Origin of the sequence: Pseudomonas reactans (assembly GCF_013387025.1) — a bacterium.
GTDB lineage: Bacteria > Pseudomonadota > Gammaproteobacteria > Pseudomonadales > Pseudomonadaceae > Aquipseudomonas > Aquipseudomonas reactans.
On sequence record NZ_JACAQP010000014.1, the window covers coordinates 155,866 to 174,176 of the forward strand.

Here is an 18,311-nt window from a genome sequence, read left to right on the forward strand (position 1 = left end):
ACCCCCAGGAGATCAGCGATGCCCAGCCGTCGTGAGCGTGCCAACGCCATTCGTGCCCTCAGCATGGATGCCGTGCAAAAAGCCAACAGCGGCCATCCCGGTGCCCCGATGGGCATGGCGGATATCGCCGAGGTGCTTTGGCGTGACTACCTGAAACACAACCCGACCAATCCATCGTTCGCCGACCGCGACCGCTTCGTGCTGTCCAACGGCCACGGTTCGATGCTGATCTACTCGCTGCTGCACCTGACCGGCTACGACGTCACCATCGACGACCTGAAAAGCTTCCGTCAACTGCACAGCCGCACCCCGGGCCACCCGGAATTCGGCTACACCCCAGGCGTCGAGACCACCACCGGTCCCCTGGGCCAAGGCCTGGCCAACGCCGTGGGTTTCGCGCTGGCTGAAAAAGTCCTGGGCGCGCAGTTCAACCGCCCAGGCCATGACATCGTCGATCACCACACCTACGTGTTCCTGGGTGATGGCTGCATGATGGAAGGTATTTCCCATGAAGTCGCTTCCCTGGCTGGCACTTTGGGCCTGGGCAAGCTGATCGCGTTCTACGATGACAACGGCATCTCCATCGACGGCGAAGTCGAAGGCTGGTTCACCGATGATACGCCTAAGCGTTTTGAAGCCTACAACTGGCAGGTGATCCGCAACGTCGACGGCCACGATCCGGAAGAGATCAAGACTGCCATCGATACCGCCCGCAAGAGCGCGCAGCCGACCCTGATCTGCTGCAAGACCACCATCGGTTTCGGTTCGCCGAACAAGCAGGGCAAAGAAGACTGCCACGGCGCCCCACTGGGTGACGCGGAAATCGCCTTGACCCGTGAAGCCCTGAAGTGGAACCACGGCCCGTTCGAAATCCCGGCCGACATCTACGCCGAATGGGATGCCAAGGAAAAAGGCCTGGCCACCGAAGCCGAGTGGGACCAGCGTTTCGCGGCCTACTCCGCCGAATTCCCTGAGCTGGCCAATGAGCTGGTTCGTCGCCTCGCTGGTGACCTGCCTGCCGACTTCTCGGAAAAAGCCTCGGCCTACATCGCCGAAGTCGCGGCCAAGGGCGAAACCATCGCCAGCCGTAAAGCCAGCCAGAACACCCTGAACGCCTTTGGCCCGCTGCTGCCTGAGTTCCTCGGCGGTTCGGCCGACCTGGCCGGTTCGAACCTGACCCTGTGGAAAGGTTGCAAAGGTGTGTCGGCTGAAGACGCCAGCGGCAACTACATGTACTACGGCGTACGTGAGTTCGGCATGAGCGCGATCATGAACGGCGTATCCCTGCACGGCGGCCTGGTGCCTTACGGCGCGACCTTCCTGATGTTCATGGAATACGCCCGCAACGCCGTACGCATGGCCGCGCTGATGAAGAAGCGCGTGATCCACGTCTACACCCACGACTCCATCGGCCTCGGTGAAGACGGCCCGACGCACCAGCCGGTCGAGCAACTGACCAGCCTGCGCACCACGCCGAACCTGGATTGCTGGCGCCCAGCCGACGCGGTGGAATCCGCCGTGGCCTGGAAGCACGCTATCGAGCGCAAGGACGGCCCTTCGGCGCTGATCTTCTCGCGTCAGAACCTGCAGCACCAAGTGCGTACCGACGCGCAGATCGCCGACATCAGCCGTGGTGGTTATGTGCTCAAGGACTGCATCGGCGAGCCGGAGCTGATCCTGATCTCCACCGGTTCCGAAGTGGGCCTGACCGTTCAGGCGTACGACAAGCTGACTGCCCAAGGCCGCAACGTACGTGTTGTGTCCATGCCGTGCACCAGCGTGTTCGAAGCCCAGGACGCCGGTTACAAGCAGTCGGTGCTGCCGTTGCAGGTCAGCGCGCGTATCGCCATCGAAGCGGCGCATGCCGACTACTGGTACAAGTACGTAGGCCTGGAAGGCCGCGTGATCGGCATGACCACCTACGGTGAGTCGGCGCCGGCGCCAGCGTTGTTCGAAGAGTTCGGTTTCACCCTGGAAAACATCCTGGGTCAGGCTGAAGAGCTGCTGGAAGACTAAGTCAGTCTGCGTTGTCTGTACTGGCGCTATCGCGGGCAAGCCCGCTCCCACATTTTGATCGCGGTCTAATGTGGGAGCGGGCTTGCCCGCGATAGCGTCAGAACTTTCAACACCGAACTAACCTTGATCGAGAACCCCATGCCTCAACCGCGTCCCTACAAAGTTGCACTCAACGGCTACGGCCGCATTGGTCGTTGCGTCTTGCGTGCTCTGTTCGAGCGAGGGGCGGCGGCCGGGTTTGAAATTGTTGCGATCAACGATCTGGCGGACATGGCCAGCATCGAATACCTGACACGCTTTGACTCCACCCATGGCCGCTTCCCTGGCGAAGTGCGGGTCGAAGGCGATTGTCTGCACATTAATGGCAACTGCGTGCAGGTTCTGCGCAGTGCCACCCCCGAAGGCATCGACTGGAAAGCACTGGGCGTCGACCTGGTGCTGGAGTGTTCCGGTGTCTATCACACCCGTGCCGATGGCCAGCGTTTCCTCGACGCCGGCGCGCCGCGTGTGCTGTTTTCCCAGCCGATGGCCAGCGAGGCGGATGTCGACGCCACCATCGTCTATGGCATCAACCAGGATTGCCTGACCGGCGATGAGCTGCTGGTGTCCAACGCGTCCTGCACCACTAACTGCAGCGTGCCGCTGTTGCGCCTGCTGGATCAGGCGATTGGCCTGGACTACGTGTCGATCACCACCATCCACTCGGCAATGAACGACCAGCCGGTGATCGACGCCTACCACCACGAAGACCTGCGCCGTACCCGCTCGGCGTTCCAGTCAGTGATTCCGGTGTCCACCGGCCTGGCGCGCGGCATCGAACGACTGCTGCCGGAACTTGCCGGGCGAATCCAGGCCAAAGCCGTACGGGTGCCGACGGTGAACGTGTCCTGTCTGGACATCACCATGCAAACCGTCAGCGACACCGATGCGACGGAGGTCAACCGGATTTTGCGCGACGCCGCCACCAGCGGCCCGCTCAAGGGCCTTTTGGCCTACACCGAGTTGCCGCACGCCAGTTGCGACTTCAACCATGACCCGCATTCGGCGATTGTCGATGCCAGCCAGACCCGCGTTTCCGGCCCACGGCTGGTGAATATCCTGGCCTGGTTCGACAACGAATGGGGCTTTGCCAACCGAATGCTGGATGTTGCGGAACATTATCTGCACATCGCCTCTAAACAACCTCAACAGTAATTCAGGAACTGCGACCCATGACCGTGTTGAAGATGACCGACCTCGATCTGCAAGGTAAGCGCGTACTGATCCGCGAAGACCTCAACGTCCCAGTCAAGGACGGTGTTGTCACCAGCGATGCGCGAATCCTGGCCTCGCTGCCGACCATCAAGCTGGCCCTGGAAAAAGGTGCGGCCGTGATGGTCTGCTCCCACCTGGGTCGTCCGACCGAAGGTGAGTTCTCCGCCGAAAACAGCCTCAAGCCTGTTGCCGATTACCTCAGCAAGGCTCTGGGTCGCGACGTGCCGCTGGTGGTTGACTACCTGGGCGGCGTTGACGTTAAAGCCGGCGACATCGTGCTGTTCGAAAACGTACGCTTCAACAAGGGCGAGAAAAAGAACAGCGACGAACTGGCCCAGCAATATGCAGCGCTGTGCGACGTGTTCGTGATGGATGCGTTCGGCACCGCTCACCGTGCTGAGGGTTCGACCCACGGCGTGGCCAAGTTCGCCAAGGTTGCCGCTGCTGGCCCATTGCTGGCGGCTGAACTGGATGCACTGGGCAAGGCGCTGGGCGCTCCGGCTCAGCCAATGGCTGCCATCGTGGCCGGTTCCAAAGTGTCCACCAAGCTGGACGTGCTCAACAGCCTGAGCCAGATCTGCAACCAGTTGATCGTCGGTGGCGGCATCGCCAACACCTTCCTGGCCGCAGCCGGTCACCCGGTGGGCAAGTCCCTGTACGAGCCGGACCTGCTCGACACGGCCCGTGCCATCGCCGCCAAAGTCAGTGTGCCACTGCCAGTCGACGTCGTGGTCGCCAAGGAATTTGCCGAAAGCGCCGAAGCCACGGTCAAGCTGATCGCTGATGTGGCCGCCGACGACATGATCCTGGACATCGGCCCACAAACCGCAGCCAACTTCGCCGAACTGCTGAAAGCCTCGCAGACCATCCTGTGGAACGGTCCAGTGGGTGTGTTCGAATTCGACCAGTTCGGTAATGGCACCAAAGTGCTGGCCAAGGCCATCGCAGAAAGCTCGGCCTTCTCCATCGCTGGCGGTGGCGACACCCTGGCGGCCATCGATAAATATGGCGTTGCTGACCAAATCTCCTACATTTCTACCGGTGGCGGCGCATTCCTCGAGTTCGTCGAAGGCAAAGTGCTGCCGGCCGTGGAAGTGTTGGAAACCCGAGCCAAAGGCTGAGGCTCGTGATCCGGAAAAGGAGTGTTCCCATGATCAAGTCGTTGGCAATGGTGATCGCAGCGGGCCTGTTGGCCGGTTGCGGCAGCACGCCAAACGCAGAGCCGGACGCTGGCAAGCCTGCGGCGCAGCAAAAAAAGAGCTGTTACCAGGCGGACTGGCAAGCCGAGACCATGCCGGTGATCAACAAGCGCATCGGCAACGAACGGCTGGAGAAATACGACGCCGCGCCCAACGGTCAGGAACAGGGTTGCCCTTGACGGGTCTGATCAACTGGCGGCCATCGGTCGCCTCACGAGGATTGGCAATGAAAGGCGTTTTCGCCCTGGCAGCCCTGGCCCTGTTGGCCGGCTGCAGCAGCATGAACATGTTCAGCAACAAGGCAGAAACTGCCGACAAATGGACCACCTGGACCTGCGACAGCAAAGCCGAGGTGAACTGGCGCTTTGCTAATCAGGCCAAATCCGAGGTGGATGTTCGTTTGGGCGGTTCCGATCAGGTTTACCGCCTCAAGCAGGACGTTGCCGCCTCGGGCGTGCTGTACAGCGACGGCCAATTGGCGTTTCACACAAAAGGTGAGGAAGGCCTGGTTTACTGGGTCGCCACCGATGATTTGATCGGGCGTGGCTGCAAAGCGCAGTAAGCCTGACAGCAATAACGATTCAGCAGGCCAGGTATTAAAACCTGGCCGGCAATAACTTGAATAGCAGCCGCCGCTACGGCAGGCTTGCACGATTAACGACCCTCGACCGGGAGAGACAACACAATGGCACTTATCAGCATGCGTCAAATGCTGGACCACGCAGCCGAGTTCGGCTACGGCGTCCCAGCCTTTAACGTCAACAACCTTGAGCAGATGCGCGCCATCATGGAAGCCGCTGACAAGACCGACTCCCCCGTGATCGTCCAGGCTTCAGCCGGTGCGCGCAAATACGCCGGTGCCCCGTTCCTGCGTCACCTGATCCTCGCCGCAATCGAAGAGTTCCCGCACATCCCGGTGTGCATGCACCAGGACCACGGCACCAGCCCTGACGTGTGCCAGCGCTCCATCCAACTGGGCTTCAGCTCGGTGATGATGGACGGCTCCCTCGGCGAAGACGGTAAGACCCCGACCGACTACGAGTACAACGTACGCGTCACCCAACAAACCGTGGCCATGGCCCACGCCTGCGGCGTATCGGTTGAAGGCGAGCTGGGCTGCCTGGGTTCCCTGGAAACCGGCATGGCCGGTGAAGAAGACGGCATCGGCGCCGAAGGCGTGCTGGATCACAGCCAGATGCTGACCGACCCGGAAGAAGCCGCAGACTTCGTGAAAAAGACCCAAGTTGACGCCCTGGCCATCGCCATCGGTACCAGCCACGGCGCCTACAAGTTCACCAAGCCGCCTACCGGCGACGTGCTGGCCATCGACCGCATCAAGGAAATCCACAAACGCATCCCTAACACCCACCTGGTGATGCACGGTTCCTCCTCGGTGCCGCAAGAGTGGCTGGCGATCATCAACCAGTACGGCGGCGACATCAAAGAAACCTACGGCGTGCCGGTTGAAGAAATCGTTGAAGGCATCAAGTACGGCGTGCGCAAGGTCAACATCGACACCGACCTGCGCCTGGCGTCCACCGGTGCGATGCGTCGCCTGATGGCCACCAACCCGAGCGAGTTCGACCCGCGTAAGTTCTTCGGCGCGACCGTGACCGCGATGCGTGATGTGTGTATCGCGCGTTATGAGGCCTTTGGTACTGCCGGTAATGCTTCGAAGATCAAGCCGATCTCGTTGGAAGCGATGTACCAGCGTTATTTGAAAGGTGAGTTGAACGCCAAGGTGAACTGAGCCTCAGCGTTTATAAAAGAAGCCCGCAGCGATGCGGGCTTTTTTTGTGGCTGCAATTCAATCGTGATCAATATCCAGCTTCGCAAATGTCACCCGTGCGCCTTCCTTGCTGTCCCCACTGTTGTCCTGCACATAGGCGCCTGCCTTGAAGTACAACGGCTTCGCCCCCCACGCGGCACCAATGCGTTCATTCCACTCACCATCCGCGGCATACACACTGAGCAGCCCTGCTTTGTTGAGGTTGATCACGTAGGTAAAGCTCTTCTCCAGCGGCACATTCGACGCCACGATGATCACCCGTCCTTCATCCTCATCCGGCCGCATGCGCACCTTGGCGACGATGTTGCCGGTCTGGGTCTTTTCCTTGAATTGATATTCCAGCTTGATCAGCGGTTTCTGGCTGTCGTAGGCGTGAATCTGCCCGATGACGATCTTGCCGGAGGAGGGCACCTGATTGACCGCCAGCGTAGCGCGCAGGAAGTTGTCCGCGTCGGGGTAGGTCCAGTTGCGTAGCCGCCCATCGGCGTAGGTTTCACGCAATTCGCTGCGCGGGTACACGGCGTTCTCGGTGCGAGTGCCGGTGACCGGTGTCCAGAATTGCACGTTGCTGCCTTCGGCCTGGAAATACTGGTCTTTGAAGCCGTTCATCAGCTTCGGGGTGTCGATGGTCGCGGGCGGGGAGCCGACCGGGATGCTGAGGTTCCAGGTGGAAAGGTCGATCATGGCATTTGCCTTTTTACAGAAGGTGAAGACTTTGGTCCGTGGGCCAGTCAGGTTCTTTATAGGTGGTGTTAACCGTCTTGTTAAATGATTGATGGCAACTTATTGGCGTCAAATGAATGCCAAAAAGCCATGTTTCCCGTGAATCGTGGGCTGTAGCCGTTGACCGTTAGTCGGCTTCCTGAAAATTGGCGCAATGATGGCACCGTCGTTACTTCTGCTTTTTTGGAAGCGGGGCTAGAGTGAGGCCTCAGAGTTTGTCCGGGTTTTCTGTCAGAATTGACCGGAGTGGCTCCCAAGGAAGAGACGTAGCATGGAATGCGCTCCACACCACGCCGATGGCAGTTCAGTTCTTTTGGTCGTCGATGACTACCCGGAAAACCTGGTCAGTATGCGTGCGCTTTTGCAGCGTGAAGACTGGCGGGTGATCACCGCAGGTTCTGGCCTGGAAGCCTTGGAGTTGCTGCTCGCCCACGACGTCGATCTGGTCTTGCTGGACGTGCGCATGCCCGGCATGGACGGCTTCGAAGTGGCCCGCCTGATGCGCGGCAGCCAACGCACGCGAATGACACCGATCATCTTCCTTACGGCCAACGCCCAGTCGCCCGCCGCAGTGCTGGAGGGTTATGCCAGTGGCGCCGTCGATTACCTGTTCAAGCCGTTTGACCCGAATATTCTCAAGCCCAAGGTCCAGGCCCTGTTGGAGCACCAGCGCAATCGTCGCGCCTTGCAGCGGCTGAGCCATGACCTGGAGTCCGCCCGTGCCTTTAATGCATCGGTGTTGGATAACGCTGCCGAGGGCATTCTGGTAGTGGGTGAGGGCAGTGTGATCGAGTACGCCAACCCGGCTATTTCGCGGCTGCTGAATGCCACCATGACGGAACTGCAGGGTGAGAGCTTCCTGAGTTTCCTGCAAAAACCCCATGTGCCGGCCTGGTTGGGGTTCCCGATGTTCGAGGCGTACCGCAAAGGCGAAACGTGGCGCCAGCATGACGCCATTTTACGCACCGGTCGCGGTCAGCAGGTGCCGGTGGCGCTGTCTTGCGCGCCGTTGCCTGCCGAGCAGAAGGCCATGGTGGTGACGGTGCTGGACATGTCCGAAGTGCGTCATCTGCACCAGCAACTGGAGTTCCAGGCCGTCACCGACCCGTTGACCGGGTTGTTGAACCGGCGTGGTTTCCACCAGGCAGCAGAGAACACATTGCTGCGCAGCGAGCGTAATGAGCTATCCCTGGTGTTGCTGTATCTGGACCTGGATGGCTTCAAGCGGGTTAATGACTCGTTGGGACATGACGCAGGCGACCGGGTGTTGCGCTGGGTCTCGGAACAGATGCAGGCCTGTTTGCGATCTGGCGATATGCTCGGGCGTATGGGCGGGGATGAATTCACGGCGCTGCTGGAACTGGAATTCCCGGAGCAAGCCGCGAAGATTGCGGAAAAACTGATCGAACGAGTGTCGGTGTGCCAGCAGATCGATGGCCTGGATGTGATGCTTGGTGTCAGCATCGGTATCGCCACGTTCCCGGACTGTGGTTCGGACTTGAGCGGCTTGTTGCGTGCGGCTGACATCGCCATGTATGAGGCCAAGCGCGCTGGGCGTCAGCAGTATCGCTATTACGATCAGGAAATGAACGGCCGCGCCCGCTCGCGCCTGATGCTCGAAGACAGCGTGCGCACGGCGATTCAGAACAAGGATTTCACCCTGGTCTATCAGCCTCAAGTTTCTCTGGAGGACGGCCGCCTGCGTGGCGTTGAAGCGCTGTTGCGCTGGCAGCATCCGAGTGTTGGCGATGTGCCGCCGGGGTTGTTTCTGCCGTTGCTGGAAGAGGCGCGGTTGATCAGTCAGCTCAGCACCTGGATTTATCAACAGGTCGCCGCGCAGCGCCAAGTGTGGCAAGCAACGTTTGGTGATGAGCTGGTGCTGAGCGTGAGCCTCTCCAGCAACCAGTTCAATATGCCCAACCTGGCCAGCCAACTGCAGCAGGTGATGGAGCGACATGGGTTGCAGGGGCGACAGTTGGAGGTGGAAATCAGCGAAGACTGCCTGATGAGTAACCTGGAAGAGTCGACCAAGCAGCTCAAGCTGTTGCGCCAGATCGGCGTGCGCACCGCTCTGGATGACTTTGGCCTGGGCAATTGCTCCCTGGCGCATCTGCGCGATTTGGCGTTCGATACGCTCAAACTCGACCCGCAATTGGTTGCGCGCCTGCCGGGTTCCGCACGGGACGCGGTGATGGCGCGCAGCATCATCGAGCTGTGCGGGCACTTTGAGGTTGTGGTAGTCGCTGAGGGTGTCGAAACCCAGGAGCAAGCCCAATGGCTCAAGGCCAACGGCTGCCCGTTTATCCAGGGCCCTTTGGCGGCGCAGCCGTTGATGGCCGAGGAAGTGACGGACTGGTGCCGCGCCCGTCTGGGCTGAATTCGTTACACTGACGGCCATCCGAACCTGTTGCAGACCCCATGACCGCGCTGAAATACCTCCAGGCCTATCCCGCCGCCCTCCAGGAACAAGTGCGCCAACTGATTGCCAAGGACCAGTTGGGTGCCTATCTGGAACAACGTTACCCCGAACGCCACGCCGTACAGAGCGACAAGGCGCTGTACGCTTACGCCCTGGCCTTGAAGCAGGAACACCTGCGCAACGCGCCGGCCATCGACAAGGTGTTGTTCGATAACCGCCTGGACCTGACCCATCGTGCGCTTGGCCTGCACACCACGATTTCACGGGTGCAGGGCGGCAACCTTAAATCCAAAAAAGAGATTCGCATTGCCGCGCTGTTCAAGGAGGCCGCGCCGGAGTTTCTGCGCATGATCGTCGTGCACGAACTGGCGCACTTCAAGGAGTCGGACCACAACAAAGCGTTCTATAAACTCTGCGAGTACATGATGCCGGGCTACCATCAGGTGGAATTCGACCTGCGTGTCTACCTCACGTACCGCGACCTGCAGGGCAAACCCTGACCACAAGGCGACCGACCATGGATGTGAGCAAGACCAAGAGCAGCTTCTACCGCCGCCTGTATGTGGCTTACCTGATCGACAGCGGGCAGGCCAGCAATGTCCCGGCGTTGACCGACGTTACCGGCATGCCCCGGCGCACGGCGCAGGACACGATTGCGGCGTTGGCCGACCTGGATATCCTGTGTGAATTCGAGCAGGAGGACGGTGCCCGCAACCACGCCGGGCACTATCGGATTCGCAACTGGGGAGCGATCGATCGGCGCTGGATCGAGGCCAATCTCGCGCAGATCAAGCAGGTGCTGGGTTACCCCTAGTCCTTTCTCATGCCAATGTGCGGAATATCATCTTCCAGGTATTCCTCACCGGCTACGACAAACCCATAACGCCCGTAGTAGCCCTGCAAATGCGCCTGGGCTGACAGGAAAATCGGTGTTTGTGGCCAGATATCGTCAATCCGCTTGAGTGTTTCTTCCATCATCCGATGCCCCAGCCCGGTGCCACGCGCTACCGGCGCCACAATCACGCGGCCGATTACCACGTCACCACCTTGGGTTTCTGGGTCCAGCAGGCGCAGGTAGGCTACCAACTGGTCATCCTGCCAGGCCATCAAATGGTGGGTGTCGCCGGAAAGATCCTGCCCGTCGAGATCCTGGTAGACGCATTTCTGCTCGACAACAAAGACCTCGTTGCGCAGGCGCAGGATGGCGTAAAGCTGCTCCTTGCCCAGGTCATCGTGGTGCTTGCAAACCCATTCAACGGTCATGGCATGTTCTCTTATAGATGTCTGTTGCGGATAGTAAGCGCGGCAGGCGTTTGTGTCTAAATCGGTTATTTTTGTGAGTGAAATCAAATTGCCATCATTGAGTGCGTCCTGCGCCGGTTTCTTTGTGTAATCTGAGCTACTGTTAGAACCTCAGGCCCCGCCTGAGCTAAGGCCACCGCCTGCCTGCCAAGGACTTTGAGCATGCCGCGATTCCCTCGTGCCGTTGCTTTGATTGGAGTGTTGTTGCTGGCCCAGCCAGCCTTCGCACAGCGTCTGCGCCTGGTAGCAGACGCCTGGCCACCCTTTACCGACGCCACCTTGATCAATGGCGGGCTGGCCACCGATATCGTCAGCACCGCCCTGGCCCGCGCGGGTTATGCCAGTGATTTCGAACAGGTGCCTTGGGCCCGGGCGTTGATGGGCGTGGGCGACGGCCGTTATGACGTCTTGGTGAATGCCTGGTACGACGATGCGCGCACACAACTAGGGCAATTCTCCAGCGAATACCTGCTCAATCGCGTGCGTTTCATCAAGCGGCGTGACGATCCCATTGAATTCCAGAACCTTGAGCAACTGCACGACTACCCCATCGCCGTGGTGCGTGGATATGCCTATTCGGCGGCGTTCGATGGCGATGCACAGTTGCAGAAAGTGCCGGTGCATAACTTCGCCATGGCCGTGCGCATGCTTGCGGCGCAGCGGGTGCGGCTGACGGTGGAGGATGAATATGTGGCGCGTTATTACTTGTCCCGCGAGTCGGCGCGGGTGCGCAATTCAGTGGAGTTTTTACCCAAGCCTTTGAGTGAAAACAGCCTGCATATTCTGGTGAGCTTGAAGAACCCCGAGCATGAACAAATCGTCGCCAGCTTTGACCGGGAGATTGCCAAGATGAAGGCCGACGGCAGTTATGCGCGGTTGATGAAGCAGCATGGTATGTAGGAGCGAGCTTGCTCGCGAAAAACCCGAGAGCACCGCGTAAAACCAGATGCGCTGCGTCATCGTTGACGATCTTCGCGAGCAAGCTCGCTCCTACACTTCTTTGATCAGGTGCGCCGCCAACGTGCGCAACGGTCCCAACTGCCGACAGATCAACGCCAATTGCGTCTGCACCAATCGCTGCCCTTCATCAATCTCATCCGGCATCTGTTCCAGGTCGGCTGCCAACGCCTCCTCGGCATCACTCTGAATCGCAATCGGCTGCTTGTTGGCCAACCCCGTGGCGATTTCATCAATACTCGCTGCCAACGTATTCCCAGCGCCATCGATCAGATGCTCGCGCACCTCCGCTGGCAGTTGGGTTTCGCGGTGCGCGCCCAGCCCTGACAAATAGCTGAGCAAGGTGTGCGACAGCACCAGGAAGCGGAAGCCCACATCCGCCTCCTTACGGAAGTGCCCAGGTTCCATCAACATGTTCGCCAGGGTGGTCGACAGCGCCGCATCGGCGTTGTGCGCATTGCGTCGCGCCAGACGGTAGGCGAGGTCGTCGCTTTTGCCGGCGGCGTACTGCTGCATGATCTGGCGCAGGTAGATGCTGTTGCAGGTCAGGGTGTTGGCCAGCACCTTGTTCAATCGCCGGCCCTGCCAGTCCGGCAGGAACAGGAATACCGCCAGGCCCGCAATCAAGCTGCCGAGCAAGGTATCGAACAGACGCGGCAGGAACAGCCCGTAGCCGTCACCCACCTGGTTGAAGCAGAACAGCACCATCAGCGTGATAGCGGCGGTGGCCAGGGTGTAGCGGGTGGTGCGGTTGATAAAGAACACCAGGCCGGCGGCGATGGCGAACATCGACTGCACCAGTGGGCTCGGGAACAGGTCGAACAACGCCCAGGCCACGGTAAGGCCGATGGCGGTGCCGATGATCCGCTGGCCGAGCTTGCGGCGGGTGGCGCCGTAATTCGGCTGGCACACGAACAGCGTGGTCAGGATGATCCAGTAGCCTTGGGAGGCGTGAATTGCATGCAACATGCCGTAGCCCACGGTCAGCGCCAGGGACAGGCGCAACGCATGGCGGAACAACAGTGATGTCGGCGTCATCTGCGTGCGCAGGCGCGTCCACATTTCCTTGAGGTTGCGCGGGGCGCGGTCCAGCAGGTTGCTGTCGGTGGCGTCGGCCAGGCTGTCGGGGTTGCTGGCGTCGCCGAGCAGGCGGTCCAGCGTCGACAGGTTGGCCGCCAGCGCGCGCAACGAGCGCAGCAGGCCGCGCCAGGCGGGGTTGCTCTGGATGCGCAGGTGTTCCAGGGAGGCGTTCAGGTCACCCAGGGCCTCGGCGAAGCTGTCGTCATAGATGAACGGCTGGCGCAGCTGGATCGACTCGGCCAGGGCCTGGCAGGCCTTGCCCTGCTGGCGCAGCAGGCGCTGGCAACGGAACAGCACATCGCTGTGGAAGAAGGCTTCGGCCAGGGCGTTGTAAGGGTAGTGGGACGAGCTGGCGCGCTCATGGATGTCCTGGGCCAGGAAGTACAGCTTGAGGTAGCGGCTGACCTTCGAACCGGGACGCCCGTTGCCCACGCGGTGCAGGATGATTTCCTTCGCCGCATTCAGCGCGGCCACAACCCGCCCATTTTGCTGGGCCAGTTCCAGGCGACGCGCTTCCACATCCAGTTGGCGAATCGGTTCGAACAACGAAGACTTGAGCTTGAGGTACCGCCCCAGCTCGCGAAACAACCGCGCCAGGCTCTGCTGCACCGGCTGGTTGGAAAACAGCGCCTGCCACAGCACCGACAGCGCGCCGTACCAGGCGGCACCGGCCACCAGCAGCAACGGCTCATGCCAGAAGTCCGAGACGGCACCACCGCGCTGGTCCACGCCGATCATGGTGTACACCGACAGGATCAGCGTCGCGGATGCAATCGCGCCATAACGTTCGCCCAGCGCGCCAAGCATGGTCAGGCAGAAGGTGGCCAGGGCCAGGGAGATCGCGAAGATCCAGGGATACGGGAACAGCAGCTCCACCGACAGCGCGGCGATGCTGAAACACACCAGCGTCACCGCCAGGGCGTTGAGGCGGCCTTGCCAACTGTCATCGGTCTCGGCCAGGGCGCTGGCAATAATCCCCAGGAACAATGGGATCAGCAGCGTCATTTCATCCTGATACCAGCACAGCGCCATGCTGCCGGTGAGGGCAATGAACACCCGAATGCTGTAACTGAATTTATCCAGCGCCCACAGGCGCCGCATGGACTGCTTGAACGAGGTCGATGACATGAAGTCTGGAGTCTTCCGGGACGATGCCGCTAAATTGAGCTATCAAGGACGCCACGGCAAGGGTCGCGATCACATCTGCGCGCAATTATTTCAGCAACACCACATAACAATGTGGGAGCTGGCTTGCCTGCGATGGCGGCAGTGAATTCACCACCGCTATCGCAGGCGAGCCAGCTCCCACAGGGGATTGCATTTCAAAGATTGAAGCCGTGGTGTCAGGCGTATTGGGCCGCCGCATAACCCGAAGCCCACGCCCACTGGAAGTTGAACCCGCCCAGGTGACCGGTCACATCCAGCACTTCGCCGATAAAGTACAGGCCGGGGCTTTTCAGCGATTCCATGGTCTTGGACGACACTTCCCGTGTGTCCACACCACCCAGCGTGACTTCCGCCGTGCGATAACCCTCGGTGCCCGCGGGCACCAATTGCCAGCTGCCGAGTTTTTGCGCGATGTCGGCAATTTCGGCGTGGGTGTACTGCTTCATCGGCTTGGACGCAAACCAGGTGTCCGCCAGCAGGTTGGCCATCTTCTTGGTGAAGATCTCGCCCAGCAGGGTTTTCAGCTCACTGTTCGGGCGCTCGACCTGTTGCTGTTGCAGCCAAGTGTGGGCGTCGTGGTCGGGCAGCAGGTTGATCTCCACCGTGTCGCCGGATTCCCAATACGAAGAAATCTGCAGGATCGCCGGCCCACTCAAGCCGCGGTGGGTAAACAGGATGTTCTCGCGAAAGCTCTGGCCGTTGCAGCTCACCAGGCAATCCACCGACGTGCCCGACAACTCGCCGCACAAGTCCTTGAGCTGATCGGTGATGGTGAACGGTACCAGCCCGGCACGTGTCGGCAGCAGTTCGTGGCCGAATTGCTTGGCGACCTGATAACCAAAACCAGTGGCGCCCAGGGTGGGAATCGACAGGCCACCGGTGGCGATCACCAGGGATTCGCAGCGCAGCTCACCCAGGGTGGTCTGCAGCTGATAACCGCTGTCGAGCTTGGCGATTTCCTGGATCGACGTGTCCAGGTGCAGGCTCACGCCGACCTGGATGCACTCATCGAGCAGCATGCCGAGGATGTCGCTGGACTTGTTATCGCAGAACAGCTGGCCGAGCTTCTTCTCGTGGTACGGCACGCCGTGCTTGGCCACCAGCCCGATAAAGTCCCATTGGGTATAACGCGCCAGGGCGGACTTACAGAAATGCGCGTTCTGGGACAGGAAGTTGGCAGGCTCCGTGTACATATTGGTGAAATTGCAGCGGCCACCGCCGGACATCAGGATCTTCTTGCCGGCCTTGTTCGCGTGGTCGATCAACATTACCTTGCGCCCACGTCCGGCGGCGGTCAGTGCGCACATCAAGCCTGCGGCGCCGGCGCCAATGATCACAACTTCGGTCGAGCGCAAAACGGTGTCCTCATACATGAATCGATACGATCACTGTAGGAGCGAGCTTGCTCGCGAAAAACGTCAACGAAAACGCGCGTTGTCTGGTTAAACGCGGCGCGCTTAGGTTTTTCGCGAGCAAGCTCGCTCCTACAGGGTGGCGGTGGTGTTCTTACAGGATCCGCACGCGCAACGAACGGCCTTTGATCTTGCCGTCGTTCAAGCGCTGCAATGCCTGCTTGGCGATCCCGCGCTCCACGGCCACGAAGGCTTGGAAATCAAAGATCGCGATCTTGCCGACCTGGGCACCCGGGATGCCGGCTTCACCGGTCAGTGCGCCAAGGATGTCGCCTGGACGAACCTTGTCTTTACGCCCGGCCGCAATGCACAGGGTGCTCATCTGTGGCAACAACGGGCCACCGCTTTGCGGCTTGAGGTTGTCCAGTTGATCCCAGTTCAGCGGTGACTTCTGCAGTTGCTCGATGGCCTGGGCGCGGTGCGCTTCGGACGGTGCCACCAGGCTGATCGCAATGCCTGTCTCACCCGCACGGCCGGTACGGCCGACGCGGTGGATGTGGATTTCCGAGTCGCGGGCCAGTTCGACGTTGATCACCATGTCCAGCGAATCAATGTCCAAGCCACGGGCAGCCACGTCGGTAGCGACCAACACTGAGGTACTGCGGTTGGCGAACATCGCCAGCACTTGGTCACGGTCGCGCTGTTCCAGGTCGCCGTGCAGGCCGACGGCGGAAATGCCCTTGGCCGTCAGGTGATCTACGGTTTCCTGCACTTGCTGCTTGGTGAAGCAGAACGCTACGCAAGACGCTGGGCGAAAGTGCGCCAATACCTTGGTCACCGCGTCCATGCGCTCTTCCGGCGAGATCTCGAAGAAACGCTGCTCGATCTGGTCATCGGAGTGGAACGCTTCGGCTTTTACTTGCTGCGGCGCACGCATGAACTTGGAGGCCAACTGCTTGATGCTCACCGGGTAGGTGGCCGAGAACAGCAGGGTCTGGCGGCGCGGCGGGGTCTTGCTGATGATGTCTTCGATGGCGTCGTAGAAGCCCATGTCGAGCATGCGATCGGCTTCATCGAGGATCAGCGTGTTCAGGCCGTCGAGGACCAGCGAACCCTTGCGCAAGTGCTGCTGGATACGGCCCGGCGTGCCGACGATGACGTGGGCGCCGTGTTCCAGGGAGGCGATCTGCGGGCCGAGGGACACGCCGCCGCACAGGGTCAGTACCTTGATGTTGTCTTCGGCACGGGCCAGGCGGCGGATTTCCTTGGCGACCTGGTCGGCCAGCTCACGGGTCGGGCACATCACCAGCGCCTGGCAGCCGAAGTAGCGCGGGTTGATCGGGTTCAACAGGCCGATGCCGAAGGCGGCGGTCTTGCCGCTGCCGGTCTTGGCCTGGGCAATCAGGTCCAGCCCCTTGAGGATCACCGGCAAGCTTTGCGCCTGGATCTGCGTCATCTCGACATAACCCAGCGAGTCGAGGTTAGCCAGCATGGCGGCGGACAGGGGCAAAGTATTAAAAGCGGTGGCGATGGTAGTCACGGGACTGGCTCTGCAAAACAAAATGTCGCGCAGTGTACCAGCCCTGTGGGATTTTCCCCGCAAGTTCTAGACGAGAAGCCTGTTAATGCTCGATATGTTGCTCGGGGCTGACTGCACGCTTGCCGTCTTTTGGCGACAGTTGCAGGAAGATCGCCGCCGCCAGCATCGCCATGATGCCCACCGTGAGGAAGGTCAGCTGGAATGCGCCAAGTACCGTGCTGACGCCGTCGTTGCCGGTTTCGGCGGTAAATCCGCCGAGCAGTGCACCGGCGCAGGCGACCCCGAGGCTCAACGACAACTGCGCCACCACCGACAGCAAACTGTTGCCGCTGCTGGCTTGGGCGTCATCGAGGTCGATCAGGGTGACGGTGTTCATCGCGGTGAATTGCAGCGAGTTGATCGCCCCGAGCACCGCCAGCATGCCCAGTAGCAGCGGGTAGGGCGTGTGCTCCGTGACCAATCCCATGCTTGCCAGCATGATGCCCAGCGCCAGGGTGTTGCCAGTCAGCACGATGCGGTAGCCCAGGCGTTCGATCAGCGGGCGTGCCACGGACTTGGCAAACATCGCCGCCGCTGCCAGGGGCAGCATGCTCATGCCGGCTTCCGACGGCGAATACCCCAGCGCCACCTGTAACAGCAGCGGCACCAAGAACGGCAGGGCGCCGCTGCCCAGCCGCGCAAATAGATTGCCGAGGATACCCACGGCAAAGGTGCGGGTCTTGAACAGCACCGGAGAAAACAGCGGGTTATCGATATGCCCGGCGCGCAGCCAATAGGCCGCCAGGCACGCGAGGCCGCCGAACAGCAGCAACATCACCCGCAGGTGCGGCAAGTGCAACTCGCCCAGGCCTTCCATGGCGATGGTGATCAACACCATCGCGGCGCCAAACAGCAGGAAGCCGATTCCGTCGAAGCGCGTGCGTTCACTGCCACGCAGGTCGGGGATGAATTTCCACACGGCGTAGCAGCCGATCATGCCCACCGGCAGGTTGATCAGGAAGATCCAGTGCCAGGTCAGGTATTGCACCATCCAACCGCCCATGGTCGGGCCGAGCAACGGGCCGAGCAAACCGGGAATGGTGATGAAGCCCATGATGCGCACCAGTTCGGAGCGCGGGTAAGCGCGCAGCACCACCAGCCGGCCCACGGGCAGCATCAGCGCACCGCCCAGGCCTTGGATCACCCGAGCGCCCACTAGCATGGTCAAGCTGCTGGACAGCGCGCACAGCAGCGAGCCAATGCTGAACAGCATGATTGCGCCGAAGAAGATTTTCTTGGTGCCGAAGCGGTCGGCGATCCAGCCCGACGCCGGGATCAGCAAGGCGACGGTGAGCATGTAGGCGATCACCACCCCTTGCATGCGCAGCGGGTTTTCCGCGAGGTCCCGGGCCATCGCCGGTAATGCCGTGTTGAGGATCGTCCCGTCGAGCGACTGCATGAAGAAGGCAATCGCGACCACCCAGGGGAGCCAGCGGGCGGTCTTGGCATCGAGCGGGACGCGGTTCGGCATGGA

General features: G+C 60.8%; 16 protein-coding genes and 1 pseudogene. 10 read left to right on the forward strand and 7 right to left on the reverse strand.

All coding sequences use genetic code 11. The features are described 5' to 3' along the window. Nucleotides 1-18: 18 nt before the first annotated feature. From tkt to fba, 6 genes are all read left to right on the forward strand, one after another. Nucleotides 19-2,016 carry a transketolase gene (gene tkt, locus HX793_RS17490; protein ID WP_016977752.1) on the forward strand — a complete coding sequence of 666 codons (1,998 nt, stop codon included), beginning with the start codon at nucleotides 19-21 and terminating at the stop codon, nucleotides 2,014-2,016. 138 nt (nucleotides 2,017-2,154) lie between these two features. Further along, nucleotides 2,155-3,210, forward strand: coding sequence for an erythrose-4-phosphate dehydrogenase (gene epd / locus HX793_RS17495; RefSeq protein ID WP_016977753.1), 1,056 nt, complete (start codon nucleotides 2,155-2,157; stop codon nucleotides 3,208-3,210). Between the two features lie 17 nt (nucleotides 3,211-3,227). After that, nucleotides 3,228-4,391, forward strand: a complete 1,164-nt coding sequence (locus tag HX793_RS17500; protein WP_016977754.1) for a phosphoglycerate kinase — start codon at nucleotides 3,228-3,230, stop codon at nucleotides 4,389-4,391. Between the two features lie 29 nt (nucleotides 4,392-4,420). Beyond that, nucleotides 4,421-4,648: a hypothetical protein gene (locus HX793_RS17505; RefSeq protein WP_016977755.1), complete on the forward strand. Its 228-nt coding sequence runs from the start codon at nucleotides 4,421-4,423 to the stop codon at nucleotides 4,646-4,648. Nucleotides 4,649-4,695: 47 nt separating this feature from the next. After that, nucleotides 4,696-5,031, forward strand: a complete 336-nt coding sequence (locus HX793_RS17510; protein ID WP_016977756.1) for an MliC family protein — start codon at nucleotides 4,696-4,698, stop codon at nucleotides 5,029-5,031. Nucleotides 5,032-5,154: 123 nt separating this feature from the next. Beyond that, nucleotides 5,155-6,219 carry a class II fructose-bisphosphate aldolase gene (gene fba / locus HX793_RS17515; protein ID WP_003177554.1) on the forward strand — a complete coding sequence of 355 codons (1,065 nt, stop codon included), beginning with the start codon at nucleotides 5,155-5,157 and terminating at the stop codon, nucleotides 6,217-6,219. A gap of 57 nt (nucleotides 6,220-6,276) precedes the next feature. Here fba and HX793_RS17520 read toward each other — a convergent pair whose 3' ends face one another. Beyond that, the gene (locus tag HX793_RS17520) at nucleotides 6,277-6,942 is read right to left on the reverse strand and encodes a polysaccharide lyase family 7 protein (RefSeq protein ID WP_095013826.1); all 666 of its coding nucleotides are present in this window, start codon (nucleotides 6,940-6,942) and stop codon (nucleotides 6,277-6,279) included. A gap of 310 nt (nucleotides 6,943-7,252) precedes the next feature. Between HX793_RS17520 and HX793_RS17525 the strand changes: the two genes are divergently transcribed. From HX793_RS17525 to HX793_RS17535, 3 genes are read left to right on the forward strand one after another with little or no spacing between them, the layout of a single operon-like run. Continuing rightward, nucleotides 7,253-9,358, forward strand: coding sequence for a putative bifunctional diguanylate cyclase/phosphodiesterase (locus tag HX793_RS17525; RefSeq protein ID WP_016977763.1), 2,106 nt, complete (start codon nucleotides 7,253-7,255; stop codon nucleotides 9,356-9,358). Nucleotides 9,359-9,399: 41 nt separating this feature from the next. Beyond that, a complete protein-coding gene (locus HX793_RS17530; RefSeq protein ID WP_010207148.1) occupies nucleotides 9,400-9,900 on the forward strand; it encodes a M48 metallopeptidase family protein in 501 nt (166 codons plus the stop codon). Between the two features lie 17 nt (nucleotides 9,901-9,917). Further along, nucleotides 9,918-10,214, forward strand: coding sequence for a winged helix-turn-helix domain-containing protein (locus HX793_RS17535; protein ID WP_016977764.1), 297 nt, complete (start codon nucleotides 9,918-9,920; stop codon nucleotides 10,212-10,214). On the opposite strand, the gene HX793_RS17540 is transcribed toward HX793_RS17535, so the two are convergent. Beyond that, on the reverse strand, nucleotides 10,211-10,663 hold the full coding sequence (locus HX793_RS17540) for a GNAT family N-acetyltransferase (protein WP_016977765.1): 453 nt from the start codon (nucleotides 10,661-10,663) through the stop codon (nucleotides 10,211-10,213). The genes HX793_RS17535 and HX793_RS17540 overlap by 4 nt on opposite strands. 201 nt (nucleotides 10,664-10,864) lie before the next feature. Here HX793_RS17540 and HX793_RS17545 point away from each other — a divergent pair, with 201 nt between their 5' ends. Next, entirely contained in the window at nucleotides 10,865-11,602 is a 738-nt protein-coding gene (locus HX793_RS17545) for a substrate-binding periplasmic protein (RefSeq protein WP_177002652.1), read from the forward strand. On the opposite strand, the pseudogene HX793_RS31330 reads toward HX793_RS17545, so the two are convergent. From HX793_RS31330 to mdtD, 5 genes and pseudogenes are all read right to left on the reverse strand, one after another. Continuing rightward, nucleotides 11,598-11,684: pseudogene (locus HX793_RS31330) on the reverse strand (outer membrane lipoprotein carrier protein LolA); the annotation flags it as partial. The gene HX793_RS17545 and the pseudogene HX793_RS31330 sit on opposite strands and share 5 nt — an antisense overlap. An 8-nt stretch (nucleotides 11,685-11,692) precedes the next feature. Then, nucleotides 11,693-13,867 (reverse strand): YccS family putative transporter, encoded by a 2,175-nt coding sequence (gene yccS / locus HX793_RS17550; protein WP_095013821.1) that lies wholly within the window; start codon nucleotides 13,865-13,867, stop codon nucleotides 11,693-11,695. A gap of 215 nt (nucleotides 13,868-14,082) precedes the next feature. Continuing rightward, nucleotides 14,083-15,261, reverse strand: a complete 1,179-nt coding sequence (locus tag HX793_RS17555) for a BaiN/RdsA family NAD(P)/FAD-dependent oxidoreductase (protein WP_025999842.1) — start codon at nucleotides 15,259-15,261, stop codon at nucleotides 14,083-14,085. A gap of 151 nt (nucleotides 15,262-15,412) precedes the next feature. Beyond that, a complete protein-coding gene (gene dbpA, locus HX793_RS17560) occupies nucleotides 15,413-16,750 on the reverse strand; it encodes an ATP-dependent RNA helicase DbpA (RefSeq protein WP_235165500.1) in 1,338 nt (445 codons plus the stop codon). 130 nt (nucleotides 16,751-16,880) lie between these two features. Further along, nucleotides 16,881-18,308 (reverse strand): multidrug transporter subunit MdtD, encoded by a 1,428-nt coding sequence (gene mdtD / locus HX793_RS17565; protein ID WP_061434435.1) that lies wholly within the window; start codon nucleotides 18,306-18,308, stop codon nucleotides 16,881-16,883. Nucleotides 18,309-18,311: the final 3 nt, after the last annotated feature.